The organism is Micromonospora sp. DT201, assembly GCF_049841575.1.
Taxonomy (GTDB): Bacteria; Actinomycetota; Actinomycetes; order Mycobacteriales; family Micromonosporaceae; genus Micromonospora.
In genome coordinates this window covers 387,828-413,591 of the sequence record NZ_JBNCKP010000003.1, presented here as the reverse complement: position 1 = coordinate 413,591, position 25,764 = coordinate 387,828, and the positions used below count along the sequence as shown (strand labels likewise).

General features: G+C 70.5%; 28 protein-coding genes and 1 pseudogene. 12 read left to right on the top strand and 17 right to left on the bottom strand.

The window, feature by feature from the left end; genetic code table 11:
* Positions 1-55 precede the first annotated feature (55 nt).
* The gene (locus ACLQ28_RS08955) at positions 56-913 is read right to left on the bottom strand and encodes a hypothetical protein (protein ID WP_425685711.1); all 858 of its coding nucleotides are present in this window, start codon (positions 911-913) and stop codon (positions 56-58) included.
* A 54-nt stretch (positions 914-967) separates the two neighbouring features.
* Between ACLQ28_RS08955 and ACLQ28_RS08950 the strand changes: the two genes are divergently transcribed.
* A complete protein-coding gene (locus tag ACLQ28_RS08950) occupies positions 968-2,131 on the top strand; it encodes a DNA recombination protein RmuC (protein WP_425685710.1) in 1,164 nt (387 codons plus the stop codon).
* 9 nt (positions 2,132-2,140) lie between these two features.
* Here the strand turns inward: ACLQ28_RS08950 and ACLQ28_RS08945 are convergent, their stop codons facing one another.
* A complete protein-coding gene (locus tag ACLQ28_RS08945; RefSeq protein WP_425685709.1) occupies positions 2,141-2,590 on the bottom strand; it encodes a hypothetical protein in 450 nt (149 codons plus the stop codon).
* Positions 2,591-2,631: 41 nt separating this feature from the next.
* Positions 2,632-3,618 (bottom strand): 4-hydroxy-3-methylbut-2-enyl diphosphate reductase, encoded by a 987-nt coding sequence (locus ACLQ28_RS08940; RefSeq protein ID WP_425685708.1) that lies wholly within the window; start codon positions 3,616-3,618, stop codon positions 2,632-2,634.
* Positions 3,619-3,732: 114 nt separating this feature from the next.
* Here ACLQ28_RS08940 and xseA point away from each other — a divergent pair, with 114 nt between their 5' ends.
* Together xseA and ACLQ28_RS08930 are read left to right on the top strand one after the other, a co-directional pair.
* Entirely contained in the window at positions 3,733-4,965 is a 1,233-nt protein-coding gene (gene xseA, locus ACLQ28_RS08935) for an exodeoxyribonuclease VII large subunit (RefSeq protein ID WP_425685707.1), read from the top strand.
* 45 nt (positions 4,966-5,010) lie between these two features.
* Positions 5,011-5,232 carry an exodeoxyribonuclease VII small subunit gene (locus tag ACLQ28_RS08930; protein WP_030328827.1) on the top strand — a complete coding sequence of 74 codons (222 nt, stop codon included), beginning with the start codon at positions 5,011-5,013 and terminating at the stop codon, positions 5,230-5,232.
* A 39-nt stretch (positions 5,233-5,271) separates the two neighbouring features.
* Here the strand turns inward: ACLQ28_RS08930 and ACLQ28_RS08925 are convergent, their stop codons facing one another.
* Entirely contained in the window at positions 5,272-6,123 is an 852-nt protein-coding gene (locus ACLQ28_RS08925; RefSeq protein WP_425685706.1) for a hypothetical protein, read from the bottom strand.
* Between the two features lie 201 nt (positions 6,124-6,324).
* Positions 6,325-6,972 carry a DUF4245 domain-containing protein gene (locus tag ACLQ28_RS08920; RefSeq protein ID WP_425685705.1) on the bottom strand — a complete coding sequence of 216 codons (648 nt, stop codon included), beginning with the start codon at positions 6,970-6,972 and terminating at the stop codon, positions 6,325-6,327.
* Positions 6,973-7,130: 158 nt separating this feature from the next.
* Here ACLQ28_RS08920 and glpX point away from each other — a divergent pair, with 158 nt between their 5' ends.
* The gene (gene glpX, locus ACLQ28_RS08915; RefSeq protein ID WP_425685704.1) at positions 7,131-8,162 is read left to right on the top strand and encodes a class II fructose-bisphosphatase; all 1,032 of its coding nucleotides are present in this window, start codon (positions 7,131-7,133) and stop codon (positions 8,160-8,162) included.
* Positions 8,159-9,130, top strand: coding sequence for a DMT family transporter (locus tag ACLQ28_RS08910; RefSeq protein ID WP_425685703.1), 972 nt, complete (start codon positions 8,159-8,161; stop codon positions 9,128-9,130). The genes glpX and ACLQ28_RS08910 overlap by 4 nt, the downstream gene beginning before the upstream one ends.
* 63 nt (positions 9,131-9,193) lie before the next feature.
* On the opposite strand, the gene ACLQ28_RS08905 is transcribed toward ACLQ28_RS08910, so the two are convergent.
* From ACLQ28_RS08905 to ACLQ28_RS08880, 6 genes are all read right to left on the bottom strand, one after another.
* Complete coding sequence (locus tag ACLQ28_RS08905; protein ID WP_425685702.1) at positions 9,194-10,162, bottom strand: NAD(P)/FAD-dependent oxidoreductase; 969 nt, start codon at positions 10,160-10,162, stop codon at positions 9,194-9,196.
* A gap of 105 nt (positions 10,163-10,267) precedes the next feature.
* Positions 10,268-10,921 carry a rhomboid family intramembrane serine protease gene (locus ACLQ28_RS08900; protein WP_425685701.1) on the bottom strand — a complete coding sequence of 218 codons (654 nt, stop codon included), beginning with the start codon at positions 10,919-10,921 and terminating at the stop codon, positions 10,268-10,270.
* Positions 10,922-11,035: 114 nt separating this feature from the next.
* A complete protein-coding gene (locus ACLQ28_RS08895) occupies positions 11,036-11,713 on the bottom strand; it encodes a transglycosylase SLT domain-containing protein (RefSeq protein ID WP_425685700.1) in 678 nt (225 codons plus the stop codon).
* Between the two features lie 277 nt (positions 11,714-11,990).
* Complete coding sequence (locus ACLQ28_RS08890; protein ID WP_425685699.1) at positions 11,991-13,406, bottom strand: PhoH family protein; 1,416 nt, start codon at positions 13,404-13,406, stop codon at positions 11,991-11,993.
* A 418-nt stretch (positions 13,407-13,824) separates the two neighbouring features.
* Positions 13,825-14,160, bottom strand: coding sequence for a hypothetical protein (locus ACLQ28_RS08885; RefSeq protein ID WP_425685698.1), 336 nt, complete (start codon positions 14,158-14,160; stop codon positions 13,825-13,827).
* Positions 14,161-14,191: 31 nt separating this feature from the next.
* Positions 14,192-14,536 (bottom strand): hypothetical protein, encoded by a 345-nt coding sequence (locus ACLQ28_RS08880; RefSeq protein WP_110562608.1) that lies wholly within the window; start codon positions 14,534-14,536, stop codon positions 14,192-14,194.
* 264 nt (positions 14,537-14,800) lie between these two features.
* Between ACLQ28_RS08880 and ACLQ28_RS08875 the strand changes: the two genes are divergently transcribed.
* The 3 genes from ACLQ28_RS08875 to otsB all read left to right on the top strand — a co-directional run bounded on the left by ACLQ28_RS08875 (position 14,801) and on the right by otsB (position 16,653).
* On the top strand, positions 14,801-15,244 hold the full coding sequence (locus ACLQ28_RS08875; protein ID WP_425685697.1) for an XRE family transcriptional regulator: 444 nt from the start codon (positions 14,801-14,803) through the stop codon (positions 15,242-15,244).
* Between the two features lie 163 nt (positions 15,245-15,407).
* Positions 15,408-15,761 carry a hypothetical protein gene (locus tag ACLQ28_RS08870; RefSeq protein WP_425685696.1) on the top strand — a complete coding sequence of 118 codons (354 nt, stop codon included), beginning with the start codon at positions 15,408-15,410 and terminating at the stop codon, positions 15,759-15,761.
* Positions 15,762-15,828: 67 nt separating this feature from the next.
* Positions 15,829-16,653, top strand: a complete 825-nt coding sequence (gene otsB, locus ACLQ28_RS08865; protein WP_425685695.1) for a trehalose-phosphatase — start codon at positions 15,829-15,831, stop codon at positions 16,651-16,653.
* Positions 16,654-16,688: 35 nt separating this feature from the next.
* Here the strand turns inward: otsB and ACLQ28_RS08860 are convergent, their stop codons facing one another.
* The 4 genes from ACLQ28_RS08860 to ACLQ28_RS08845 form a co-directional block, all read right to left on the bottom strand.
* Complete coding sequence (locus ACLQ28_RS08860) at positions 16,689-17,459, bottom strand: isoprenyl transferase (protein ID WP_425685694.1); 771 nt, start codon at positions 17,457-17,459, stop codon at positions 16,689-16,691.
* Between the two features lie 31 nt (positions 17,460-17,490).
* Positions 17,491-18,633 carry an NAD(P)/FAD-dependent oxidoreductase gene (locus ACLQ28_RS08855; protein WP_425685693.1) on the bottom strand — a complete coding sequence of 381 codons (1,143 nt, stop codon included), beginning with the start codon at positions 18,631-18,633 and terminating at the stop codon, positions 17,491-17,493.
* A 329-nt stretch (positions 18,634-18,962) separates the two neighbouring features.
* Positions 18,963-19,817 carry a hypothetical protein gene (locus ACLQ28_RS08850; RefSeq protein WP_425685692.1) on the bottom strand — a complete coding sequence of 285 codons (855 nt, stop codon included), beginning with the start codon at positions 19,815-19,817 and terminating at the stop codon, positions 18,963-18,965.
* A 37-nt stretch (positions 19,818-19,854) separates the two neighbouring features.
* Complete coding sequence (locus tag ACLQ28_RS08845) at positions 19,855-21,699, bottom strand: phosphoenolpyruvate carboxykinase (GTP) (RefSeq protein WP_425685691.1); 1,845 nt, start codon at positions 21,697-21,699, stop codon at positions 19,855-19,857.
* Positions 21,700-21,834: 135 nt separating this feature from the next.
* Between ACLQ28_RS08845 and ACLQ28_RS08840 the strand changes: the two are divergent.
* From ACLQ28_RS08840 to ACLQ28_RS08825, 4 genes and pseudogenes are all read left to right on the top strand, one after another.
* Positions 21,835-21,916 (top strand): annotated as a pseudogene (locus ACLQ28_RS08840) (GtrA family protein); the annotation flags it as partial.
* Between the two features lie 220 nt (positions 21,917-22,136).
* Positions 22,137-22,673, top strand: a complete 537-nt coding sequence (locus tag ACLQ28_RS08835; RefSeq protein ID WP_425685828.1) for a GtrA family protein — start codon at positions 22,137-22,139, stop codon at positions 22,671-22,673.
* Between the two features lie 63 nt (positions 22,674-22,736).
* Entirely contained in the window at positions 22,737-23,435 is a 699-nt protein-coding gene (locus tag ACLQ28_RS08830; RefSeq protein WP_425685827.1) for a GtrA family protein, read from the top strand.
* Complete coding sequence (locus ACLQ28_RS08825) at positions 23,432-24,136, top strand: MaoC/PaaZ C-terminal domain-containing protein (RefSeq protein ID WP_425685690.1); 705 nt, start codon at positions 23,432-23,434, stop codon at positions 24,134-24,136. The genes ACLQ28_RS08830 and ACLQ28_RS08825 overlap by 4 nt, the downstream gene beginning before the upstream one ends.
* A 44-nt stretch (positions 24,137-24,180) precedes the next feature.
* Here ACLQ28_RS08825 and ACLQ28_RS08820 read toward each other — a convergent pair whose 3' ends face one another.
* Entirely contained in the window at positions 24,181-24,753 is a 573-nt protein-coding gene (locus ACLQ28_RS08820) for a PH domain-containing protein (protein WP_425685689.1), read from the bottom strand.
* A 125-nt stretch (positions 24,754-24,878) separates the two neighbouring features.
* A complete protein-coding gene (locus tag ACLQ28_RS08815) occupies positions 24,879-25,754 on the bottom strand; it encodes a biotin--[acetyl-CoA-carboxylase] ligase (RefSeq protein ID WP_425685688.1) in 876 nt (291 codons plus the stop codon).
* Between the last annotated feature and the right edge of the window lie 10 nt (positions 25,755-25,764).

Sequence of the window (25,764 nt, the reverse complement as noted above, 5' to 3'; positions counted from 1 at the left end):
CGCAACGCAAGAAGTAGGCCCCGGTCGTAGCGACCGGGGCCTACTTCCAAGTCGGTCAGAAGTCGCCGCCGCCGAAGTCACCGCCGCCGAAGTCGCCGCCACCAAAGCCACCGCCACCGAAGTCGCCGCCGCCGAAGTCACCGCCGGAGTAGTCCCCACCGGCGTAGTCCCCACCGGCGTAGTCGCCGCCGCCGACGTCGCCACCCTGGTCGCCGCCGCCGAAGTCCTGGTCGCTGCCGTCCCCGCCCTGCTCGGCGCCGTCGCCGAAGCCCTCCTGGTAGCCGGCGTCATAGCCGTACCCGGGGTCGGCGAAGGCGGGCGAGAACAGCGCGTCGGCGATCAGGACGCCGCCGAGCACACCGGCACCAGCACCCAGCGCCGTCTTCCACCACGGCGTCGAATACCAGCCGGACGGCACCGGCCGACCCTGATAACGCCCACCGGGGTAGTAGTAGGGCGTTTCCCGCCCGGGCTGCGGACCAGCCCGGAAGGTCTGCCCCTGCACGTCGACCTCGCGCTCCTTGGTGAGTTGCCCAACGCCGCGAGCGGCAGCCAGCGTCGGCACCTCCGGCCCCGGATCGATGCCCAGCGCGGTACGCGCCGCCCTGATGTACGACAGCCCCTCCAGCGCGGTCTCCCGGGCCAGCCCGAACTGGTGCGACGTACGCGCCTGCTCCAGCTGCGAGCCTGCCGCGTTGTACCGCTCGCCAGCATCGGCCAGCGCCTGGCGTACCGCCGGTTCTTCGCCGTGCAGGTTCATCAACTGGCCGCCGAGGCGTTCGTACCACCGCTGCGCCTCGGCGCGGGCATCGGCGAGCTCGGTACGCTGACGCGCGCTGGCCTGAGCGCGGATGAGTGCCGCAGCGCCCAACGCGCCGACCAGCACGACGGCGAGGCACAACACAAGTTCCATATCTTCGACCGTACTCCCGGCTGTCTCGTCGCAGCCGTCTGGCAAGCTCCGGTGATGGACGTCTCGACCCTGCTCCTGGTGATCGTGTGCCTCGGCGCCGGCGGGGCGGTGGGCTGGCTCGCGGCCCGGTCCCGCTCGGCGGTCGACATCGCCCGCCTCGATGCCACCCTGGCTGCCACCCGGGAGGGCGAGGGCCGCCTGGAGCAGTCCATGCGGGCCTTGAGCTACGAGGCCACCGCGCAGTCCCAGGAGGCAGTGGCCCGCGCGGTCGCGCCGCTGCACGACACCCTGCGCCGCTACGAGCAGCGGGTCGCCGAGCTGGAGCACGACCGGGTCGACGCGTACGCCGAGCTGCGCGAGCAGGTCCGCTCGATGAACGCCGTCTCCGGTGAGCTGCGCACCGAGACCAAGCAGCTGGTGGCGGCGCTGCGGGCGCCACAGGTGCGGGGTCGCTGGGGCGAGCACCAGCTGCGCCGGATCGTCGAGGCGGCCGGGATGTTGGAGCACTGCGACTTCTCCGAGCAGGTCACGGCCGCCACTGACCAGCAGGTCGTCCGCCCGGATCTGGTGGTCCGGCTGCACGGCGGCCGATCGGTGGTGGTGGACGCCAAGGCACCGTTCGACGCGTACCTGACGGCCATGGAGGCCCGCGACGAGCGCGGCCGGGACACCCACCTCGACGCGCATGCCCGGCACCTGCGAGGGCACGTCGATGCGCTGGCCGCCAAGTCATACTGGTCGGCGTTCGACAGCTCGCCAGAGTTCGTGGTGCTGTTCGTCCCCGCCGATCCGTTTCTCGACGTCGCGCTCCAACGTGACCCGACGTTGCTGGAGCACGCCTTCACCCGCAACGTGGTGCTGGCCACACCGGCCACGCTTGTCGCCCTGCTCCGGACGGTCGCGTACTCGTGGCGGCAGGAGGCGCTGGCCCGTAACGCACTCGCCGTGCACACCCTCGCCCGCGAGCTCTACGGTCGGCTCTCCACCCTGGGCGACCACGTGGGCAAGCTCGGGTCGTCGCTGGCTGGTGCGGTGACCGCGTACAACCGGGCGGTCGGCTCGCTGGAGGCCCGGGTGCTGGTCAGCGCGCGCAAGCTCGCCGAGTTGGGTGTCTCGGACGAGGAGTTGCCTACGCCGGCGCAGGTCGAGTTGACGCCCCGACAGCCACAGGCACCGGAGCTGGCCGATCCGGCCGACGACGAGGTCTCGGCCCGTTAGCGCTGGTGGTCAGGACCGGCTGGCGTTCGACACGACGAACGGGGTGCCCTGCTGGCAGGTGGTCATCATGCCGGGCTCGACCCGGCCGGTGACCTCCACCCGCGCACCCGGCGTCAGCACGTCACGCGGACCGCCGAGGAGCAGGTAGCCGTCGAGCAGTACGCAGTTGGGTTCCACGCCGCCCTGCACGGTGCCGGTCAGGGTGGTGGCCCCGACCCCGGGGGGCGTGCTCGGGCCGCCAGGCTTCGGGCGCGATGGCACGGCGGTCGGTGCGGGGCCGACGGTCGTCGGCGTGGCGGCCGGGTCGGGTGTGGGCTGGTCGGGCGTGGGCTGGCTGGTCACCGGCGGTGTTCCCGTCGCTGACGGGGTGGGCGCGCCGCCTCCGGCGTCCTGGCTGCCGCAGGCGCTCAGCGCCACGCAGACGGTCAGCGCGGCGACAGCGAGCCGAAAGGTCCTCATGCCGAATCTGACGTACGCCGGGCCGAGTTCGTTCCCATTCCTCAGCCGCGCGCCGCTGCGGCCTTCATGTCCCGCTTCAGTTCCTGCGGGAGCGAGAACGTGAGCCGTTCGTTGGCGGTGGTGATCTCCTCGACGTCGGCGAAACCCCGCGCGGCGAGGTAAGCCAGCACCTCCTGGACCAGGTCGTCCGGGACGCTCGCGCCGGAGGTCAGGCCGACCGTGTTGGCCCCCTCCAGCCAGGCGTCGTCGATCTCGTGGGCGAAGTCGACCAGGTGACCGGCGCGGGCGCCCGCGTCCAGGGCGACCTCGACCAGGCGGACCGAGTTGGAGGAGTTCGTCGAGCCGACGACGATCACGACGTCGCAGTCGGGGGCGATCTCCTTGACGACGTGCTGCCGGTTGGAGGTGGCGTAGCAGATGTCGTCGCTGGGCGGGGACTGCAGCAGCGGCAGTCGCTGCTTGAGCCGAGCCACCGTCTCCAGCGTCTCGTCGACGGAGAGGGTGGTCTGGGAGAGCCAGACGACCTTCTCCGGATCACGGACGGTGATCTTGTCGGCGCCGTCCGGGCCGTCGACCAGTTGAATGTGAGCGGGGGCCTCACCGGCGGTGCCGATGACCTCTTCGTGCCCCTCGTGGCCGATGAGCAGGATGTCGTAGTCCTCGGCGGCGAACCGCTTCGCCTCGTGGTGCACCTTGGTGACCAGCGGGCAGGTCGCGTCGATCGCCTTCAGCGAGCGCTGCTTGGCCTGCTCGTAGACCTCGGGAGCCACGCCGTGCGCGGAGAAGATGACGGTGGCTCCCACCGGCACCTCCTCGTTCTCCTCCACGAAGATCGCGCCCTGGGCCTCCAGGGTCTGCACGACGTGCTTGTTGTGCACGATCTGCTTGCGCACGTAGATCGGGGCGCCGTAGAGCTTGAGTGCCTCCTCCACGGTCTGCACCGCGCGGTCGACGCCAGCGCAGTAGCCGCGGGGCTTTGCCAGGAGCACGCGCTTGCCGGTCCGTGGAGTCGCCTCAGCCTCAGTCACCCGTCCATCCTACGTGCCGCCCTCCCGTCCCGGTGATCAAGAGGTTTGCGTCAGGAACGCGCCCGGGACTGACGCAAATCTCTTGATCACCGCGAGGGTCCGTAGGGTGGGCGGGTGGCTGAGAGTGGGCGGAGTGGGGGCGGCGGGGGCAGCAGCGCTGAGGAGCCTTGGCCGGTGCGGGTGGTCAGCCAGAAGGTGGGGGCATGGATCGCCAAGCTCGGCTGGGTGTGGGTGGACGGGCAGGTGGCACAGATCAGTCGCCGCCCTGGAGCCAGCACTGTCTTCCTCACCCTGCGTGACCCGTCGGCCGACCTGAGCCTGACCGTCACCACCAACCGGGACGTACTGGACGCCGGGGCACCGGAGCTGCGCGAGGGCGCCCGGGTGGTGCTGCACGCCAAACCGGAGTTCTACGCCGCCCGGGGCACGCTCAGCCTGCGGGCCGACGAGATCCGCCAGGTGGGGCTCGGAGAACTGCTGGCCCGGCTGGAGAAACTCAAGAAGCTGCTCGCCGCCGAAGGCCTCTTCGACCGTGCCCGCAAGCGCCGGCTGCCGTTCCTGCCCGGCCGGATCGGGCTCATCACCGGTCGCGCGTCGGCGGCGGAACGGGACGTGCTGACCAATGCTCGGCGACGCTGGCCAGCAGTGGAATTCCGTACTGTCAACGTGGCCGTGCAGGGCCCGTCCGCGGTGCCGCAGATCGTCGACGCGCTCAAGGTGCTGGACGCCGACCCGACCATCGACGTGATCATCATCGCCCGGGGCGGCGGCGGCATCGAAGACCTGCTGCCCTTCTCCGACGAGGCGCTCTGCCGCGCGGTGTTCGGCTGCCGTACACCGGTGGTCAGCGCGATCGGCCACGAGACGGACGCGCCGCTGATCGACTACGTCGCCGACGTCCGCGCCTCCACCCCGACCGACGCGGCCAAGCGGGTAGTCCCCGACCTCACCGAGGAGGTACGCCTCATCGGCCAGGCCCGGCACCGCCTCGAACGGGCGGTGCGCAACCTGGTCGACCGCGAGACGCACCGGCTCGACGGGCTGCGGTCCCGACCAGTGCTGGCCCGCCCCCAGGTGATGGTGGAGCATCGGGCGACGGAGTTGGCCGCGTTGCGCCAGCGAGCCGGCCGCTGCCTGGAGCATCGGCTCGCCGCCGCCGACGACGACCTGCGCCACACGTTGGCGCGGCTGCGCGCGCTCTCCCCCGCCGCCACCCTCGACCGGGGGTACGCGATCGTGCAGCGCGCGGACGGCCACGTCGTCCGCGCGGCGGCGGATGTTGGCAAGGGCGACCCGTTGCGGGTACGGCTGGCCGACGGCGAGCTGACCGCCACGGTCGACGGCTGAGTGGCGACACGGTGACCTGGGGAGCGGTGTGCTGAGATGGACGCGATGACTGACGACACGAAGGCCGGGCCGGACGAGCGGCTCAGTTACGAGCAGGCCCGCGCCGAGCTGGCCTCGGTGGTCGAGCGGCTGGAAGCCGGCGGCACGTCCCTGGAGGAGTCGCTGGCGCTCTGGGAGCGCGGCGAGGCGCTGGCGGTGATCTGCCAACGCTGGCTGGATGGCGCGCGGGCGCGGATCGACGCCGCCCGGCAGGAGCCTGCTTCCTGACCGCCGGTGGGGCGGCCGAAGCCGCCCCACCCGCATACGTCAGTTGAACAGGCTGTACAGCTCGGCCGGCGCCTCGACGACCTGGTCCGCCGGCGGCTTCTGCGCGGTGGTGGCGGCACCGTAGTCGGAGTACGTCATCCGGATCTGCTGGGCGGTGGTCTGCCCGGCGGCCGGCAATTGCAGCACCAGCTCGCTGAGGCGGCCCTGCGGGTCCACCTTCGCGGTGAACGGGACCGTCTTCGCCTGGGTGCCCAGAGCGGCGATCGTGGCGGCGTTCAGCGAGCCCGCCTCGGCGGCCTTGGTGACGTCGATGGTGCCGGCGTACGCGCCGGTGCCGGTGCTGCGGACCTCAGTGATGCCCTGGGTGAGAACCGCGCTGCCGGCCGGGTCGACCTTCTCGAAGTCGAAGCCGAGGCTGCGGTTGCCCTTGATCCGGGACTGGTCCAGGTGCTGGTACTTGCCGAGGTTGAGCTGCTTGATGGCGGGCAGGCTGTTGGCGGCGGGGCCGGTCAGCTCCAGCTTCACCCAGCTGTCCGGCTTGTAGTGGATGACGTCGAGCTTCATCGTCAGGTCGGATGAGGGGCCGCCGATCGCGACCTTCATCGCCGCGCTCTGGCTCGGCTGGTGCACCTGCCCCTCGGCCGTGGAGCCGGCCCCGGTGAGAGTGAAGCGGAAGTTGCCGCTGCTGATCTCCTTGGTGGAGTCGAGCAGGGCCTGCTTGGCGTCGCCCGCCACCGGCGCGCCACCGGACGGGCTCGCCGTGCCGGACGCGGTCGCCGTCGGGGACGCGGTCGATCCGGGGGTGCCGGTTCCAGTGCTGGCGCAGGCGGCCAGCGCGGGCGTGATCAGAGCGGCGGCTACCAGGCCGACGCCGAGTCGTCGAACAGTCATACGTGTCTCCCAAGAGGGTCACCCGACGACCTGGACGGCGCCGGAAACCGGGCGGCGCAGCAGCACCGTCGGCTGCGTCGCGCGATCCGGGCCGAGCAGCGCGCCCGGATCACTCCCTCTCTGTTCCCTGTTGGGGCGTCGGACAATCACCCGCCTGTCCGGTTGTCCCTGCCACGGGATCCGTCGACCGGCCGAGCCCGGTCAGCGCAGCGCGCCAGCAAGCTCCCGTAGTTCGTTGTCCCGGGCATCGCCGATGACGATCACCGTGCGGGTCGGCTCCAGCAGGACCAGGGCCTGCTGGTTCCCCCGGGCCGTGTAGAGCTGCCAGGTCCGCCCGGACAGCTCGGTGGTGCCCTGGGGCTGGCCCTGCTTGGTCAACTCCGCGGGGAGCAGCCGCTCCGCCGGCACGCTGCTCTCTACGAGCTGGACACCCCGCCCCTCCGGCGTGAGGTAGCCGATCCGCAGATTCGCACCGCCCTCGACGGTCTGATAGCGGGCGCTGACCGTCGACCAACCGGAGCCGAGCCCCTGCGGCTGACTCACCGGGAACGTGTTCGCCGCCCGGGCCTGCTCGATGGCCGGGGCCGGATCGACCGTGGTGGCCTGATCACCACCGAGAAAGCCCCGATAGAACGCCAGCAGCAGCACGATCGGGACGAGCAGCACCAGCAACGAGATCGCCATGTCCTTCGGCGACCGCTCGGATTTGGCGGGCTTCACCGAAGGCGGTGGCGTCGGATCGTTCCCGGCGGGCCCACCATCGGGGCCGGCGGGGACGTCGACAGGCGGCTGGCCGTCGGGCGGCGTGCGGTCGGCGGGTACGCGGTCGGCTGGCTGTGCGGGTTCCACCCCTCTATCTTCGCAGCCGCCCGACCGGCGGTATCCGGGCCATCACCGCCCCGCGCCAACGCCGGGTCGGCCATCGTGTGAGGATCAGCGACAGAGCCGGCAGTGGGGCCACCCCGCCACCGGCCGTCCCCGCACCGTCGCGAGGAGGAGCAGCCGTCATGACCAACACCAGGACGCGGATCCCACAGGATCTCGACCGAAACCTCGCCCTCGACCTGGTCCGGGTCACCGAGGCCGCCGCGATGGCCGCCGGTCGGTGGGTGGGCCGGGGCGACAAGGAGGGCGGCGACGGGGCCGCCGTCGACGCCATGCGCAAACTGATCAACTCGATCCAGATGCGCGGTGTGGTGGTGATCGGCGAGGGCGAGAAGGACAACGCCCCGATGCTCTTCAACGGCGAACACGTCGGCGACGGCACCGGCCCGGAGGTGGACGTCGCCGTCGACCCGGTCGACGGCACCACCCTGATGAGCAAGGGCATGCCCAACGCCGTGGCGGTGCTCGCCGTCTCCGAGCGGGGTGCGATGTTCGACCCCAGCGCCGTGTTCTACATGGAGAAGCTTGCCGTCGGGCCGGCGTACGCCGATGTGATCGACATCAACGCCGGTGTGGCCGAAAACCTACGTCGGATCGCCAAGGTGAAGGGCACCGACGTCTCGGAGGTGACGGTCTGCGTGCTGGACCGGAGCCGCCACGACGACCTGGTCACACAGATTCGCCGGACCGGGGCGGGCATCCGATTCATCTCCGACGGCGACATCGCGGGCTCCATCGCCGCTGCCCGGGGCGAGTCGGAGGTCGACGTGCTGATGGGCATCGGCGGCACCCCGGAGGGCATCATCTCCGCCTGCGCGCTGAAGTGCATGGGCGGTGCGATGCAGGCCAAACTCTGGCCGCGCGACGAGCAGGAGCGGGAGAAGGCGATCGCGGCCGGGCACGACCTGGACCGGGTGTTGGGCACCGATGATCTGGTCACCGGTGACAACTGCTTCTTCGTGGCGACCGGCGTCACCTCCGGGGATCTGCTGCGCGGGGTGCGCTACCGGGCCGGCGGGGCGTACACCCAGTCGATCGTGATGCGATCGAAGAGCGGCACCATCCGGGTGATCGACTCTTACCACCGGCTGGAGAAGCTGGCGCTCTACTCCGCGGTCGACTTTGATGGTCGTCCGCTGGCCGAGCAGGAGTGACCGCCACCGACACGGCGGCACCGCAGACCCTGTCGGCCGCCCGCCGGATCACCGGTGTCGCGCTGGCATCGGTCTCCGGGGTCGCGGTGGCGGTGCAGTCGCGAATCAACGGCGAGCTGGGGGTACGCCTCGACGACGGCTTCGCCGCTGCGGTCGTCTCGTTCGGCATCGGCCTGCTGGTGCTGCTGGTGCTGGTGCCCGCGACCCCCGGTGGTCGGCGAGGGCTGGTCGCGACGCGGAAGGCCCTGCGGACAGGCACGCTACGGCCGTGGCAGTGCCTCGGTGGGATGTGCGGGGCGTTCCTGGTGGCCACCCAGGGGCTCACCATCGGCACGTTGGGCGTGGCGGTCTTCACCGTGGCGGTGGTCGCCGGCCAGTCCGGCAGCAGCCTCGCCGTGGATCGGGCCGGGATCGGGCCGACGGGCCGGCAGCCGGTCACCCGGCAGCGGCTGGCCGGCGCGGTGCTCACCGTGCTGGCGGTCGGCTTGGCGGTCGGCGACCGACTCGGTGACCCGGGCGCACTGGCGCTGGCCCTGCTGCCGCTGCTCGCCGGGGTGGGTATCGCCTGGCAGCAGGCCGTCAACGGCCGGGTCCGGGCAGCGGCCGACAGCGCGTTGACCGCCACGCTCGTCAACTTCGCCGTCGGCACTGTCACCCTGCTGGTCGCGTTCGCGATCGACATCGCCGTACGCGGCTGGCCGAACGGCGACCTGCCGAGCGAGCCCTGGCTCTACCTGGGCGGCCCGATCGGCATCGTGTTCATCGCCATCGCCGCCGCGATCGTGCGCTTCACCGGTGTGCTGCTGCTCGGCCTCGCCACCATCGCCGGGCAGATCGTGGGCGCCGTCCTGCTGGACCTGATCCTTCCCACGGCGGCCTCGCACCCCGGTGTGAACACCCTGCTCGGGGCGGCGCTGACCATGGTGGCGGTGCTGATCGCCGCACTGGCGCCACCCGCCCGCCGCTGAGCTGATCGCTCTCGCGGCGGATGACCAGCACGGACGCGAACCGGTCCGCCCTCGGTGCCGCGATCAGCCGGCTTCGGAGGAGTGCCCAGGAAAGAGGTGTGCGCTCGGGTCGATGGCCACGGCCGCGTTGTTGACCGCCGTCGCCGCCTCGCCGAAGCCGGTTGCGATGAGCCGGACCTTGCCCGGGTATTCGGTGATGTCACCCGCCGCGAAGACCCTCGGCAGGTTCGTCGCCATCGCGCTGTCCACAAGGATGTGCCGGCGATCCAGGCGTAGCCCCCACTCGGCCAGTGGGCCCAGGTCGGCGGTGAAGCCGAGGGCCGCCACCACGATGTCGACCGGCAGCGTCTCGGTCGCACCACCGCGCACGGTCACCTCGGCGCCGGTCACCGTGCCGTCCCCGAGAAGCCGGCTGACCTCGGCGTTGACCACCACCCGCACCGGAAGCGACAGCACCCGGGCGACCGTCGAGGCATGCGCCCGGAACTTTTCCCGTCGATGCACCAGGGTCACCGAACGGGCCAACGGCTGCAGCGCCAGCGCCCAGTCGAAGGCCGAGTCGCCGCCACCGACGATCAGCACGTCCCGACCGGCCAGCTCGGCCGGGTCGGTGACGAAGTAGACGACCCCGGTGCCGGGGGCACCGTCGGCGCACGGCAGCGGCCGAGGGCTGAAGCTGCCGAGCCCGCCGGTGACGACGACCGCCCCGCACGCGAGTTGCTCGCCGCCGGCCAGGCCGAGCACCGGGCGGCCATCGGCGTACGAGAGTTTCTCCGCACGAGTGCCGAGCAGGTATTGCGGCGCGAACGGGGCAGCTTGGGCGACCAGGTTGGCCACCAGGTCCCGGCCCTTGACGGCGGGGAAGCCGGCCACGTCGAGGATCAACTTTTCCGGGTACATGGCGGTGATCTGACCGCCCGGCTCGGGCAGCGCGTCGATCACCGCCACTGACAACCCTCGGAACCCCGCGTAGTACGCGGCGAAGAGACCGGCCGGACCGGCCCCGATCACGGCGACATCGACCTCGCGCATGGCGTACCGTCGCTTTCCGCTTACGGATCAACGCTTGCTGATCTCGACCGTAGGCGGACGGCGGCGGTCCGGCAAGCACGTCCCAGAGGCGCGCCGAGGAATTGGTCAGGGCAGGCTGAGCGTGGAACCCGAGTAGTCCGAGCCATCCACGGTTGGCCGCCGTCGGCGGAACAGGATCGCCGCCACCACCCCGCCCAGCAGCCCGAACAGGTGGCCTTGCCAGGAGATCCGCTCGTCGGTGGGGAGAATGCCGACCAGTTGCCACCCGTAGAGCAGGCCGACCAGCAGGAAGACCGCGAAGTTCCACCAGCTGCGCTCGACGATGCCCCGGGTGAGCAGGATGCCCAGGTAACCGAAGATGACGCCGCTGGCGCCGACGACCACCGAGTTGGGCGAGCCGGTGAACCAGACGCCGAGCCCGCTGACCAGGATGATGACCAGGGTCGACCAGAGGAATCGGCGGGCGCCGGCGGCCAGGACGAAGGTGCCCAGCAGGATCAGCGGGATGCTGTTGCTGTAGAGGTGGTCGAAGCCGTGGTGGAGAAACGGGGAGAAGAAGACCCCGTCCAGCCCGTCGATGCGCTGCGGGATGATGCCCGCGGTGGCGTCCAGGCCGAACGCGAGCCCCTGGTCGACGGCCTCGATGAGGAAGAGGAACGGGACCACCGCGCACATGGCGACGAACGCTCGGCCGAGCGCGGCGTAGAACGCCTCGGTGCCGAACCGGTAGGGGTCGCCACTTGACGGGTGCAGGGTCACCCCACAACTGCTATCAGCAAAAGCTGCCGACCGCCACTCGCGTCCCGTTCAAACAGTCGGCGTACATGCGACGGCGGGGCGGGTGGTCGCCCACCCGCCCCGCCGTCGACACCGTCAGTAGTGGCCGTTGTTCTGGAAGTAGCTCCAGGCCCCGCAGGGTGTCTTGTACCTGCCCTTGATGTAGCCCAGCCCCCACTTGATCTGGGTGGCCGGGTTCGTCCGCCAGTCGCTGGCGACGCTACTCATCTTGCTGCCCGGCAGGGCCTGCGGGATTCCGTACGCCCCGGACGAGGAGTTGTTGGCCTTGTGGTTCCAGCCGCTCTCCTTGGTCCAGAGTTTCTCCAGGCAGGGGAACTCGGCGATGCCGAAGCCCGCGCCGATCATCAGGGCGCAGCCGGTCTTGCGGTTGCCGCTGAACTCCTCGCAGGACGCCGGGATCGGCCCGTCGTACGGCTTGGCGGGGGCGTTGGCCTCGGCGCGCTCGCGCTTGCGGGACGCCGCGGCGGCCTCGGCCTTGCGTGCCCGCTCGGCGGCATCCTTGGCGGCCTGCGCCGCGCGCAGCTTGGCCTGGTATTCGGCGGCCCGCTGCTGGGCGAACTTCACCTGGTTGGTGGCCTGCCGTTCACGCTGGTAGGCGAGATCGACCCGGTCGACCTCAAGGCCGACCTGCGCGGTCAGGCCCTGTTGCTGGGTTTCCCGATCTTCGCCCAGGTAGAAGCCACCGGCAACGCCCACGGAGAGCAGCGCTACAGCAGCCGTACGGGCGCCCAACCGGCTCCACAGCCGACTCACGAAGTGGTCCCTTCGTCGGGGGCAAGGACGCGGCGCGGCGCGGGCCACAGGCGGGCCGTCAGCCGTGCCACGAGCGCCCCGACCGGTTGCCGGTCGCGCCGACGCACCGACCGCTGCCGATGTCGTCCGTCTCGGGACGAACCATCACCAACGATCCCTGTGGTGCATGGGCGCTCGTGAGACACGATTGCGCACAGTGAGGCCGATGGGAAACCAACCAGCGTGTTTGTGATCTGCGCCACATCAATAATGCGGACAAAAGCCCGCATAAGCACCTTTAAATCGGGATGTCCTCCAGGAGGTCCGTGACCATTGCGGCGATCGGAGACCGCTCCGAACGGCTGAGTGTGACGTGGGCGAAGAGCGGGTGGCCCTTGAGCGCCTCGATGACAGCGGTCACGCCGTCGTGCCGGCCGACCCGCAGATTGTCCCGCTGGGCCACATCGTGCGTGAGCACCACCCGGGAGCCCTGCCCGATCCGGGACAGCACGGTCAACAGCACCCCGCGCTCGAGCGACTGGGCCTCGTCCACGATCACATAGGCATCGTGCAGGCTGCGCCCCCGGATGTGGGTCAGCGGCAACACCTCGAGGATGCCCCGCGAGGTGACCTCCTCCAACACGTTCTCGTGCACCACCGCGCCGAGCGTGTCGAAGACCGCCTGGGCCCACGGCGACATCTTCTCCGACTCCGAACCCGGCAGGTAGCCCAACTCCTGACCACCGACGGCGTACAACGGGCGGAACACGATCACCTTCTTGTGCCGGCGTCGCTCCATCACCGCCTCCAGCCCGGCGCACAGCGCCAGCGCCGACTTGCCCGTGCCGGCCCGGCCACCCAGCGAGACGATCCCGATCGCCTCGTCGAGCAGCAGGTCGAGGGCCACACGCTGCTCAGCCGAACGGCCGTGCAACCCGAACGCCTCCCGGTCGCCCCGGACCAACCGGACCGACTTGTCCGGCAGCACCCGACCGAGCGCTGAACCACGCCCCGAGTGCAGCACCAGGCCGGTGTGGCAGGGCAGGCCGGCCGCCTCGTCGAGATCGAGCGTCTCCCCCGCGTACAACTGGCCGATCTGCTCCTCGCTCAACTCCATCTCGGACATGCCCGTCCAGGTCGGGTCGCTGGCCTGGCCGTGGCGGTACTCGTCGGCGCGCAGACCCACCGAGGCCGCCTTGACCCGCAGCGGCATGTCCTTGCTGACCAGGGTCACCTCCCGCCCCTCGCCGGCGAGGTTGAGTGCGACGGAGAGGATCCGGGCGTCGTTGCTCTCGGTGCGGAAACCAGGCGGCAGCACCCCGTCGTCGGTGTGGTTCAGCTCCACCCGCAGGGTGCCGCCGACATCGTTGGCGGGCACCGGCCGGTCGAGTCGACCATGCCGGACCCGCAGGTCGTCGAGCATCCGTAGCGACTGCCGGGCAAACCAGCCCAGCTCCGGATGATGCCGTTTGCCTTCCAGCTCGGTGATGACCACCAGAGGCAGCACCACCTCATGCTCCGCGAACCGGTGGAACGCCGCCGGATCGGAGAGCAGCACGGAAGTGTCCAGGACAAAGGCCTGGCCGGCTGGTCGCGGCTCCTTGGGGTCGGCCGGCGCAGCGGCCGCCGTGCGGCGGCTCCTGGTGGCGCGGCGGGTCACGGAAGTCGCGGCCGGGGTCTGGTCGGCACCGGCGGTGGTACGGCGAGTCGTCACAGGCCTGCTCCGACGGATGGGCACCCGCCACCCGTGTTCCGCCTCCTCCGGTGCCCGGGGACACGGGGTCGGATGCGGAACCCCATGCGCGAGGTCGCAGATCCGGGCGGACCGGCTGGCTCGGGAGAACCCCGTGCCATGCCTAGACGCTAGCCGCGCCGGACCCTCCCGGCTAGGGGGCGAACGTGGAACTCCCAAGACGGGCGTGTCCGCACCGCCTCGCCGGCTGTCGCACGAGCACGAGCGCGAGGCGTACGGCGGACGCGGCGGAACCGGCCGGGATGCATGCCCCCTGCGCGCACCCCGGCCGGTGGGGCCACCGTCACCGGTCTGACGTGACCCCGACGGTGCGTGTCCGCCGCGGACGACGCACCGCGTTCGTGGCGCCGGTCGACGGGCCTGCGCCCTCCGACCGACCTCAGCCGGTACGTCGGACGAGCGTGCCGGTCGGGTGCCGCCCGGTGATCGGGGCGGCCGGCGCGGTGAACGACGAGCCGGTGTACGTGGTGCCGGGGCGGGAGACGCTCCCGGCCGAGCTGACGACGCCCGACGGGGAGACCGACAGGGCGGAGGCGATCGCTGCCTGTGCGTCGCGGCGACGTCGGTTCCAGGCGCCCCGATCGCCGTCGAAGTAGCCCTGCCGGTAGCCGAAGCGGTAACCGATGCGGTAGCTGAGCTGCCCGTGCAACCGGCCGGCCGCGTAACTCGTGGCACCGAGCACCAGGACGAGGAACACCGCGAGGAATGGGCTCATCGGGCAACCCCAGCCCAGCCCGGACGCCAGGTCATCGCTCCTCCGGCTCGATCGTGGTGGGATCCGCGACGAGCAGCCGGTCCAGGTCGTCGGTGCTGACCTCCTCGACCAGCTCGACGCTGATCCGGCAGCCGTCCAGCACGACCTCGGCCATGGAGGATCGGCGGATCTCGCCGCCGGCGTCGTAGACCCGGACGCTCAGCTCCGGGCAGCCGAGATGGGTACGCCAGGCGTTCCACTCGGCGCGGTCGCCGACACTCAGCGACAGGTAGCGGCAGCCTCGGGCGAGGTAGAGGCGCCAGGGGGCGGTCAGCCCCGCGGCCACCCCCTCGGCGATCAGCCCGAAGGCCTGGGCGCGGGTGGCGAGCTCGGTCACCACACCCCCCTGGCACCGGGGGCATGACGCATGTGAGCACCAATCGTCTCATGCACGTGACACACCGTAGGTTGTCCCATGGACGTGACAGTATCAGCTTTTCGTCCGCTTACGTTCGGCACTACGGTCATCTATTCTGCCCGCGTGACACCCCTCAACAGTGGCACAGAATCGTTTACTGGAAATCCGAAGATCCCGTCACGTCTGCGTGACAGTGGCGAGCCGGGGCACACGCCCGCAGCCGGCTGGCCGTACCGTCACGGGGTGACCGAGACGGCCAATGCGCGGAAGATCGCCTTCGCCACCTTCGTCCGGCGCGCCTTGGACGAGGCGCGGGCGACCCGAGCCTGGAGTGGCACCGAGGTGTCCCGGCGCACCGGAGTCTCCAGACAGACCATCAACCGATGGGTTCGGGGCGACTGGGCCAGCGACCCGGAGGCCGAGCGGGTGGTCGCCTTCTGCGAGGGCCTGGGATTGAATCCGGCGGCCGCCTTCGCCGCACTCGGCTGGGACCGCACCGCAGCCGGCCCCCGCGCCGGCCAGCCCACCCCTCCGATGGACCCCGACGTCGAGGCACTGCTGCGCCGCCTCGTCGATCCGAACGTGTCGGACGCGGAGAAGTTCCACATCCGCGAAACCATCAGATACCTCGCATACCGCCCAACGTTGCCGGTCGATGTCCGCAATAGGGGCAATCAGGCAGGGTAGTTCCTCAGATAGCGAAAGAACGCCTGGTCAGGTTCATTCGTTTGCCTCCGGGGCTCGAACGGGCACGCTAGCGTCCCTATTCGTACTGCTTGGGCTCGTCATCGGCGGGGGGGACGGGACAAGGCCGAACCCAGCCCTGCGGGACATAAGGAGGGGTCTGTCCATGACCCTGAAGTGGTTGGCAGTCGTGGTCGCGACGGTGTCGATGACACTGTGGGCGACCGGTAACGCGGTGACCCTCGCGGTCGACGGCGGGCAGCTTCCGCTGCTCGTCAACCTTTTCGTGCTCATCACCGCCGGCACCGCGGTCGTCCTGGCCGTCGTCGCTGAGCTGCACGAGCGTATGAACGACCGGATCAGCGCGCTCACCGAGTTCCTGGTGGCACGGCTCAACGAGATCGAGACCCGCACCGGCGATCGCAACACCGGGTTCGTGGAGGGCTACCTGTTGAGCCACGGCCAGGAAGCGGCGGTGGTGCCGTTCGGCCGACGCGGACGAGGAGCCGCCGAACGCTGATCGCGTACCGCCGAACGGGTTCGCTCGGCCAGGAATGAGCCCCCATCGCCGGGGTACGCTGACGCGCGTGCCGCCGTTGAATCTGGGCAATCAGCAGCCGAAAACCCCGTTGAACGCCGACCAGGCCTGGCGGACCACCGCCAGCCGGGCGGCCGGGACCGTGCTCTTCTTCGACTTCGACGGCACGCTCGCGCCCGTCGACGACGATCCGACCGCGGTACGCCCGGCGCCCAAGGCGTTGGCCGCGATCGAGGCACTGGCCCCGATCGTGCAGCGCGTCGCGATCGTCTCCGCCCGACCCGTCGAGTTCCTTCGGGATCAGCTCGGTGGGCTCGCCGGTGTGGACCTCTACGGCCTGTACGGGCTGGAGCACAGCCACTCGGGCGGGGAAACCGTCACCGAGCCGGCCGCGCTGCCCTGGGTGCCGACCATGGCGGAGCTGGCCGACCTGGCCCGGGCGGAGCTGCCGCCCGGCACGCTTGTCGAGTTCAAGCGGCTCTCCGTCGCGCTGCACTGGCGTACCGCTCCGCAGCTCGGCTCGACCGTGCAGCAGTGGGGGCAGGCGCAGGCCGACCGGCTGGGGCTGCGGGTGCAGGCCGGGCGGATGGTGCTGGAGCTCAAGCCGCCAGTCGACCGGGACAAGGGCATGGTGATCGGCGAGGCGATCAAGGGCGCCACCGGCGCCTGGTACTTCGGCGACGACGTCTCGGACATCAAGGCCTTCGCCGCACTGCGCGCCCGCGCCGCCGTCGACCCGGACTTCCTCGGCGTCTGCGTGGCCGTGGCAAACCCGGAGACCGGTCAGGAGGTGGCCACCGCCGCCGACCTGACGATCGAGTCCCCGGCCGCCCTGGGCGACTTCCTCACCGACGCGCTGACCCACCTGCCCTGACCGGGCCGGGCGGCGACAGACGCGTCGCCGCCCGGTCAGACCCCGTAGCGGCGTTGCCTGGTGGCATACGAGCGCAGTGCGCGCAGGAAGTCGATGTGCCGGAAATCCGGCCAGTTGAGCTCACAGAAGTAGAACTCCGAGTGCGCGGACTGCCAGAGCATGAAGCCGGAGAGCCGCTGCTCCCCGCTGGTGCGGATGACCAGGTCCGGGTCGGGCTGGCCGCGGGTGTAGAGGTGCTCGGCGATGTGCTCGACGTCCAGCACCTCGGCCAGCTCCTCGATCGTGCCGCCGGTGGCGGCATGCTCCAGCAGCAGCGAACGGACCGCGTCGGCGATCTCCCGGCGACCGCCGTAGCCCACCGCGATGTTGACCTCCGCGCCGCCGCTGCGCTCGCGGGTGCGCTCCTCGGCGCCCTTGAGCGCCGCCGCGGTCTGCGCCGGCAGGAGGTCGAGCGCCCCGACGATGCGCAGCCGCCAGGGGTTGCCCTCCTCGGCCAGCTCCACCACCAGATCTTCAATGATCTTGAGGAGGGGGTCCAGCTCGCTGGCTGGTCGGCGCAGATTGTCGGTGGCCAGCAGGTAGAGGGTGACATGCCCGACCCCAGCCTGATCGCACCAACCGAGGACATGCTTGATCTTTGCCGCGCCGACCCGGTGACCGTCGTTCGGGTCGACGAAGCCCATCTCTCTCGCCCATCGGCGGTTGCCGTCGCACATCACCCCGACGTGCCGGGGCACCGGCTTACCCGCGAGCTTGGCCGTGAGCCGGCGCTCGTACACGGAGTAGATAAGGTCCCGCAGCGTCATCACCTAGCAGCGTAGCGACCCTTCGGCCAGATCACCGCCTCGGAGCCCCATCCCCGCCGGGCAGACCGACGCCAATCATGGCCAAAGTGCGGGCGGTGAGACGTCCGTCACCCAACCCCAACTCGACCACGTCATAGAAGACCCGGTCGTCCCGCTGGGCCGCCCGGACCGCCGCGTCCACCACCCGGTCGCGCCGCGCCAACCAGGCCGCTACCGAACTGTGCCGCAGGTGGGTGCCGAGACGGCGACGCAACCCGTGGGCGTAGCGGCGGGCAGCTCCCTCGGGTGCCTGGGCCGCCACCGCACCGGCGAGTGCACCGGAGAGCAGCGCGTAGAAGATGCCCTCCCCGGTGAACGGATTGATCAGCGACAGCGCGTCCCCGACCAGCAGCGTGCGCCCCTGCCCCGGTGTCGGCCGGTGGGTGGACAGCGGCAGATGATGGGCGCGCAGCGCGGTCACCGTCGCCAGATCGGTGCCGGGCAACAGCGCGGCCAGCCGGTCCAGCAGGTACGCACGGCTCAGCGGCTCACCGCGCAGCACCTCCCCGTACCCGACGTTCGCTCGTCCGTCGCCGATCGGGAACGACCAGGCGTACGCCGGCCAGCGTGCCTTCGAGGTGACGATGAGCTGCTCGGACGGGCCGGGCAGAGCCGGGGCGTACCCCCGGATGGCCAACGCCATGTGGCGGTCGGGGTTCTGCGGATGGCCGAGCGCCCGGCGCACCACCGATCCGGCGCCGTCCGCGCCCACCACCACCCGGCCGGACAACTCCCCGTCGAGCACCACCCGGTCGGCGCGCGGCTCGACCCGGCGCACGGTGTGCCGGCGCAACTGCGCGCCGGCAGCCACGGCGGCAGCCACCAGTCGCGCGTCGAAGACCTCACGGGGCACGGTGTACGCGGGTCGGGGCAGCGCCCGGGCCACCGCGCCGCCACCCGGCGCGATCATGCGTAACGCAGGCAGCGGTGCATAGCCCGCCACCGCCTCGGTCACCCCCAACTCGGCGAGCATGTCCACCGAGTGCGCGGCGATCCCGTCGCCACACGCCTTGTCCCGAGGAAAATCGGCCCGGTCCAGCAGCAGCACACTCGCACCCGACCGGCGCGCAGTCAGCGCGGCGGCTGCCCCGGCCGGCCCCGCTCCCACCACCACCACGTCGAACTCGTCGCTCACCGCGAGCCTCCCTCCGCTTTGGCGGGCGCGGCCAGTGCTCCACCACGCCCGGCGGTCCGCCCACGCTGACCGCTACGCCCGGTGCTGCCCGCGCTGCCCGCGCCGACCGCTGTGACCGACGCCACCCGCCATCCTGCCCCCGCCCACTGACGTGAACCGATACCGAAACTCCCACTGCCACCGTCGATCATGGAGTTGTGGGGGCCACGAAAGCCGCAAAAGGCGCGGACCGCCCGCGCAGCGGTTGAGGTGCCCGTGATCGTCACCAGGTCGCCGATGTGGGGGTGTCGCGCGGCCCGGATGCCCCCACATCGCCGACCTGGTGTCGATCACGACGCGAGGGCGCTGGTGCGGGCCGCTCGGCGTAGGCCATACAGGGTCAGTGCGGCGGCTGCGAGCAGTGGGGCGCCGTCGCGGACCAGACCGTCCACGCCGAGCAGCCACCAGCACAGCGGCAGGTCCACGGCGAGGACGGCCATCGTGACGGCGACCAGCAGGCCACGCGCCCAGTCCTTGCCACGCATCAGGAATGCGGTGCAGAACAACACCGCGTAGCTGGCCGCGATGCCGGCGCCGAACCAGAACAGCACGGCCGGTACGGCGCTCAGGCGACCATCCAGGATGGACCCACCAGCCACCAGGGCCGGCACCAGCATCAGCGGGCTGTAGGTGAACGCCGCAACCCGGCTGGTCAACAGCCAGGCGCTGGCCTCCGGCCGACGTGGCGGGGTTTCGCGCCAGGAGAAACCGGCTCGGTCGATGACCAGTCGTGGCCGGTGCCGGACGAGGTGCCCGGCCAGCGCTGACGAACGGTAGAGCAACCAGACCACCGCCACACAGAGCGCGGTGAGCACGGCGAAGCCGAGCAACCCGGGCAGCGGCGGCACCCCCTCCCGGGGCACGAGCAGCCGGCCGACGGCGAAGATCGTGGTGACCGCGAGGATCAGCCCGAATGGGCGGGCCACCGTCCGGCCCCGGTGTACGTGCCCGATCAGCAGCAGGAAGCCGAACGAGCGCAGCATCGCCCAGCCGGTGCGCACCGCCAGACCGAAGCCCTGCTCCGGGGCGTACCACCAATTGAGCAGCTCGACCACGACGGTTGCCGCCGCCGTCGTCGCGAGCAGGGTGGTGAGCACCCGGACGGCGGACGGCCGCCGGACCTGGGTCTCGGCGGCCGTCCTCATGGGATCCGATGATGCCCGCAAGGGGCAATCTTCACACCTAGCGCTGCGGTTGCGCGGCGTCCAGGCGCGCGCGCAGCGCGTCCAACTCGGCCCAGAGCACGCCGGGCAGCTTGTCACCGAACTTCTCGAACCACTCGGTGATCATTGGCAACTCGTTACGCCACTCGTCCGGGTCGACCTTCAGTGCGATCCGAACGTCCTCCGGGGTCATGTCCAGGCCCTCGACGTCCAGCGCGTCGGGTGCCGGAACCATGCCCACGGGGGTCTCGACCGCGTCGGCCGTGCCCTCGATCCGCTCGACGACCCACTTGAGCACCCGGGCGTTCTCCCCGAAGCCCGGCCAGAGGAACGAGCCGTCCGGGTCCTTGCGGAACCAGTTGACGTAGTAGATCTTCGGCAACTTCGCCTCGTCGCCGTCGGTGCCCTTGCCCATCTCGATCCAGTGCCGGAAGTAGTCGCCCGCGTGGTAGCCGATGAACGGCAGCATCGCCATCGGATCCCGCCGGACCACGCCGACCGCGCCGGACGCGGCGGCCGTCGTCTCGGACGAGAGCGTGGCACCCATGTAGACCCCGTGCACCCAGTCGCGGGCCTCGGTCACCAACGGAACGGTGTCCTTGCGGCGACCGCCGAAGAGGATCGCGTCGATCGGTACGCCGTTGGGGTCGAAGTATTCGTCGGCGAGGATCGGGCACTGGGTGATCGGGGTGCAGAACCGGCTGTTCGCGTGGGAGGAGAGGCCCTCGCTCTCCGGCGTCCAGTCGTTGCCCTTCCAGTCGATCAGGTGCGCCGGAGGCTCACCCATGCCCTCCCACCAGATGTCGCCATCGTCGGTGAGGCCCACGTTGGTGAAGACGGAGTTGCCCCGGTCCAGGGTGCGCATGGCGTTGGCGTTGGTCTTCCAGTCGGTGCCGGGCGCGACACCGAACAGGCCGTACTCCGGGTTGACCGCGTAGAGGCGGCCATCCGGGCCGAACCGCATCCAGGCGATGTCGTCACCGATGGTCTCGACCTTCCAGCCGGGAATGGTCGGCTCCACCATGGCCAGGTTGGTCTTGCCGCAGGCCGACGGGAACGCGCCAGCGATGTGGTAGACCCGACCCTCCGGCGAGGTGATCTTGAGGATCAGCATGTGCTCGGCGAGCCAGCCCTCGTCCCGGCCCATCACGCTGGCGATCCGCAGGGAGTAGCACTTCTTGCCGAGCAGCGAGTTGCCGCCGTAACCGGAGCCGTACGACCAGATTTCCCGGGTCTCCGGGAAGTGCGAGATGTACTTGGTCTCGTTGCACGGCCAGGCCACGTCCTGCTGCCCGGGGGCGAGCGGGGCGCCGATCGAGTGCAGCGCGTGCACGAAATCCCTGTCGTTGCCCATCGCCTCGAGGACCCGGGTGCCCATCCGCGTCATGATTCGCATCGAGGCGACCACGTACGGGCTGTCGGTGATCTCCACACCGAACATCGGGGACTCGGCCTCGACCGGGCCCATGACGAACGGGATGACGTACATGGTGCGACCGCGCATCGAACCGCGGTACAAATCCGTCATCGTCCGCTTCATCTCCGGCGGCGCCATCCAGTTGTTGGTGGGGCCGGCGTCCGCCTCGTCGACGGAACAGATGAAGGTGCGCTCCTCGACCCGGGCGACGTCGGTCGGGTCGGTGCGCGCGTAGAACGAGTTGGGCTTCTTCTCCGGGTTCAACCGGATCAGCGTGCCGGCCTCGACCAACTCGTCGGTGAGGCGGCGCCATTCCTCGTCGGACCCATCCACCCAGACGACACGATCGGGGGTGGTCAGTTCCGCGACCTCACGAACCCAGGCGAGCAGTTTCGGATGGGACGTCGGGGCCTGATCAATACCCCGCACAACAGCCGGAGCAACCATGACACATCTCCTTGTGGTCGACGCTGACCGATCTATGGGATGCACGAGTCTCAGCGGCGCGATGCGTCGCTTCGTGGAAACCTGGGATTGGCCTCAGCGTAAACCGGGCAGCCTTCCGAGTCAGTGGGACTGGTTGTGAAGAACTGCACAAGGTACGGCCACGCTGCGGCATCACGAGCTGATACCCGCTTTCCCGCGCAGTTTCACGCAATCTTGTTGTGCACCCCGGCGGACGCTTGTTGCGGTCGGGCCGTGGACCTGCCCCGCCGACCGGTGCGTGTATCCCCGTTCCGGGGCGCGTCAGTCCTCCCAATTGGTTACGCTGCGTGCAACGGTTCCGCACCCGACGCTGGGCTCCTTCGGGCGACCACGCCCGCTCGCCGTTGCTACCCCTCTGACTGCTCGACAGCCGGTAGGCTCCCTTCGTGGCCGCCACAATGACCGGGGAGCAACCGGGTCCTCGGCAGACCCGCCGGGGTCTGGTGGGCATGCTGTTGGACCGCTTCGGTCACCTCGTCCGCGAAGTGGGCAAGTTCGCCACGGTGGGCGGGGTCGCCTTCCTCATCGACTTCGGGCTCTTCAACTACCTGACGAGCAGCCGTGGCGTCGAGGAGTTGACGGCGAAGACGATCTCCACGGTGATCGCGGCCTCGATCGCCTTCGTGGGCAACCGTTTCTGGACCTGGCGGCACCGCCAGCGCAGCAATCCGGCCCGCGAGTACGCCCTGTTCTTCTTCTTCAACGCGGTCGGCCTCGGCATCGCGGTGGCCTGCCTCGCGATCAGCCGGTACGGGCTCGGCAGCATCTGGCCTGCCGTGTTTCAGACGCGCCTGGCTGACAACGTCGCCAGCTACCTCGTCGGCGCGGGCCTCGGTACCCTGTTCCGATTCTGGTCGTACCGGCGGTTCGTCTTCGTCGAAGCGGGAACCCCGCCCCTTCCACAGGTGAAGCCCGACCCCGACCACGGGGCGTGACCTGCCGCTCACCTCGTTCGGCCGGTGATCGCCGGCCGCACCGACTGCCCTAAGGTGTTTCGCATGCGTCTTGTCCGTCTCCTGCCCGAGCGCTGGCAGAAGTTCGTCCACGAGGCGCTCAAGTTCGGCATCGTCGGCGGCATCAACACCGTCATCAATTACGCGGTGTTCAATGCCCTTGCACTGACCGTTTTCGTCAATGGTCAGCTGAAGGCGTCGGTGATCGCGACCGTCGTTGCCACGATCACGTCGTATCTGATGAATCGGCACTGGACGTACCGGGATCGCCCGAAATCGGCACTTCGCCGGGAATACGTCCTGTTCTTCCTGTTCAACGGCGCCGGCCTGCTCATCGAACTGGGTGCTGTGGCAGCGGCGAAGTACGGCCTCGACATCCACGGCCTACTCGCGTTGAACGTGGCCAAGACCGCAGGCGTACTGCTGGCTACCCTGTTCCGATTCTGGTCGTACCGGACATTCGTCTTCCAGCCCGTCGCAGAGGCCGAGGTCAAGCCCGAACCCACCTGGCACGACATCCCGCGTGACGAGTGGGACACCATGGCAGAAATGGACCCGGTCGCCGAGCTTGCCGAATCCGTGTCGGAGCTGGAGGAGGCAGAGGCCGCTGAACGCGCCGACCCACCGCCCGGCGCGCCCACGCAGGGGCGACCCAACCGGCTGAGCGTCAGCCCAGCGGCCGACCTGGACGCGGAACTCGCCGCGGAGCTGCAGGTCGGCACCCGCCGCGCGCCCCGCCGGTGACCGCACCCGACGCCCGCTCCGGCACTGGTCAACCCGCCGAGCTGTTCTTCGAGGATCTCGTCCCAGGGCTCACCGTCGACCTCGGCGTGGTCACCGTGGATGGCGACGAGATGGTCGCCTTCGCCCGCCGCTTCGACCCGCAGTGGTACCACGTCGACCCCGACCTGGCTGGGGCGAGCCGGCACGGCGGGCTGATCGCCAGCGGCTTCTACACGGTAAGCCTTTTCATGCGCGCGTACGTCGACCACCTGCTGTCCCGGGCGGCCGCGGACGCGTCCCCCGGTCTGGAGGAGCTGCGCTGGCTCGCCCCCGTGCGCGCCGGTGACCGGCTCGCCGTCCGTGTCGACGTGATGGGTGCCCGACCGTCGACCGCCCGCCCGGGGCTGGGCACCGTCAGCCTCACCGGCACCATGCTCCGCCTCGGCCCGGACGACCGGCCCGAGCAGGAGGTGCTGCGGACCCGCTTCCGTGGCTGGTTCGCCCTGCGACCGGCCGAAGCCGACGCGGACCAGCCCGACAACGGGCCGCCCGACGTGGACCAGCTCGACAGCGGCCCGTCCGACGCCGCCCAGCCCGTGAGCGGGCCGTCCGACCCGGACCAGCCCGTGAGCGGGCCGTCTGACCCCGACTCGGGCGAGATGAGCCCGCCTGGGCCCGGACGACCCGGAAGCGGCCCGCTCAGGGCCGAACCACACGACTGACCCGCCCCGACACTGCGGCAGGGGCGGGCCTCAAATGGTCCGGATCAGGTCGTGGTGTCGCGCAGCGGCTTGCCGTCCTGCATGTCGGCGAGAATGTCGCGCATCTCCCCATCACCCAGCGAGTGCTTGTCGTGCTGCGCCTCGACCAACTCGTAGAGGGTGGTCTGCACCTTCCCGACGTTTGGCACGTCGGGAAGCAACGACTGGCCGCGCTCACCAGCCGACTCGATGGTGAGCGTGCCGCAGCCGAGCAGGCGCTCGAGGAACCGTTGGTTCATCGAGTGGTCGTTGACCCGGGTGAGCGGAAGGTCCCGCCGGTCCCGGGAGAAGACACCCTGCTGGATCAGCACCCGCTCGTTGGTGAACAGGTAGTGCGTGGTGCGCCAGACCAGGAACGGCCACAGACCGAGCCAGAGCACCGCGATCAGCGCGATCGCCCCGATCACGGCCAGCACGATCGAACCGCCGCTGCTCTCGGGCAGTAGGAGCACACCGACCACCACCGCGGCGATGGCCAGCACCAGCACCGCGATCGGCTGGATCAACGCCTTCCAGTGCGGGTGCAGATGGAGCACGACATGCTCGTCCTCGGTGAGCACGTCTTCAGGAAACGCCACGACAACCTCCAACGCCATTTTTCCGACGCGCAGACCGTAACCGGTCCAACCGCCTGATCGGATCAGCCTCACGGGGTGCCTTGGGTTAACAGAGGGCTGCTCCCCTACCGGGGAGGCCCTCCCCTTCACCGAAGATGCAGAACGTCGCCGGCGGCAAGGGTGCGGTTGCCGGTAGGAGTCGTGACGAGGAGCTGGCCGTCCGGGTCGACTCCGGTGGCTGTGCCGGTCAGTGCCTCCCCGTTGGGAAGCAGGACGCGCACCTCGCGGCCGACCGTCGCGCAGGCCGCCAGGTAGGCGTCACGCAGGCCGCTGGCCACCGCGTCGCCGCCCGCGGACCGCCAGCGGTCGTACCAGTCGGCGACGGCCCGCAGCAGTGCCCGCAGCAGCGGATCCCGGTCGGTGGCCGTCGCGCCGGCCAGTTGCAGCGAGGTGGCCGGCAGCCCGGTCGGATTCACCGGCAGTTCGTCGGCGCGCAGCGTCACGTTGAGCCCGATGCCGAGCACGATGGCCGGCGCTTGGTCCGCTGCGCGCCCAGGCACCGCCTCGGCCAGCACACCCGCGCATTTCGCGTCGTCGACCAGCAGGTCGTTGGGCCACTTCAGGGTGGCCTCCAACTCGGCCAGCCGGGCCACCGCCTCGACCAGCGCCACGCCGGCAAGCAACGGCAGCCACCCGTACCCCGTAGGTGTCGCGGGCAGCCAGCCGCGGTCCGGGACGGCCTCGCCGGGCCGCAGCAGCACGCTGGTGGCGATGCCCGCCCGCGCCGGCGACTGCCAGACCCGACCGCGGCGCCCACGCCCCGCGGTCTGCCGCTCGGCGACCACGACAAGGCCCTCGGGCTCGCCGGCCCGCGCGGCCTCGGCCACGTCGGCGTTGGTGGAGCCCGTCTCGGTGTGCAGCTCCAGTCGGGCCCACGGCCCGAGCGGAGCGACCAACGCGCGGCGCAGCCGGGCCGCCGACAGCGGCGGGCGGTTCAGATCGGTGTACGGGGAGCCCGACATTCCGCCAGCC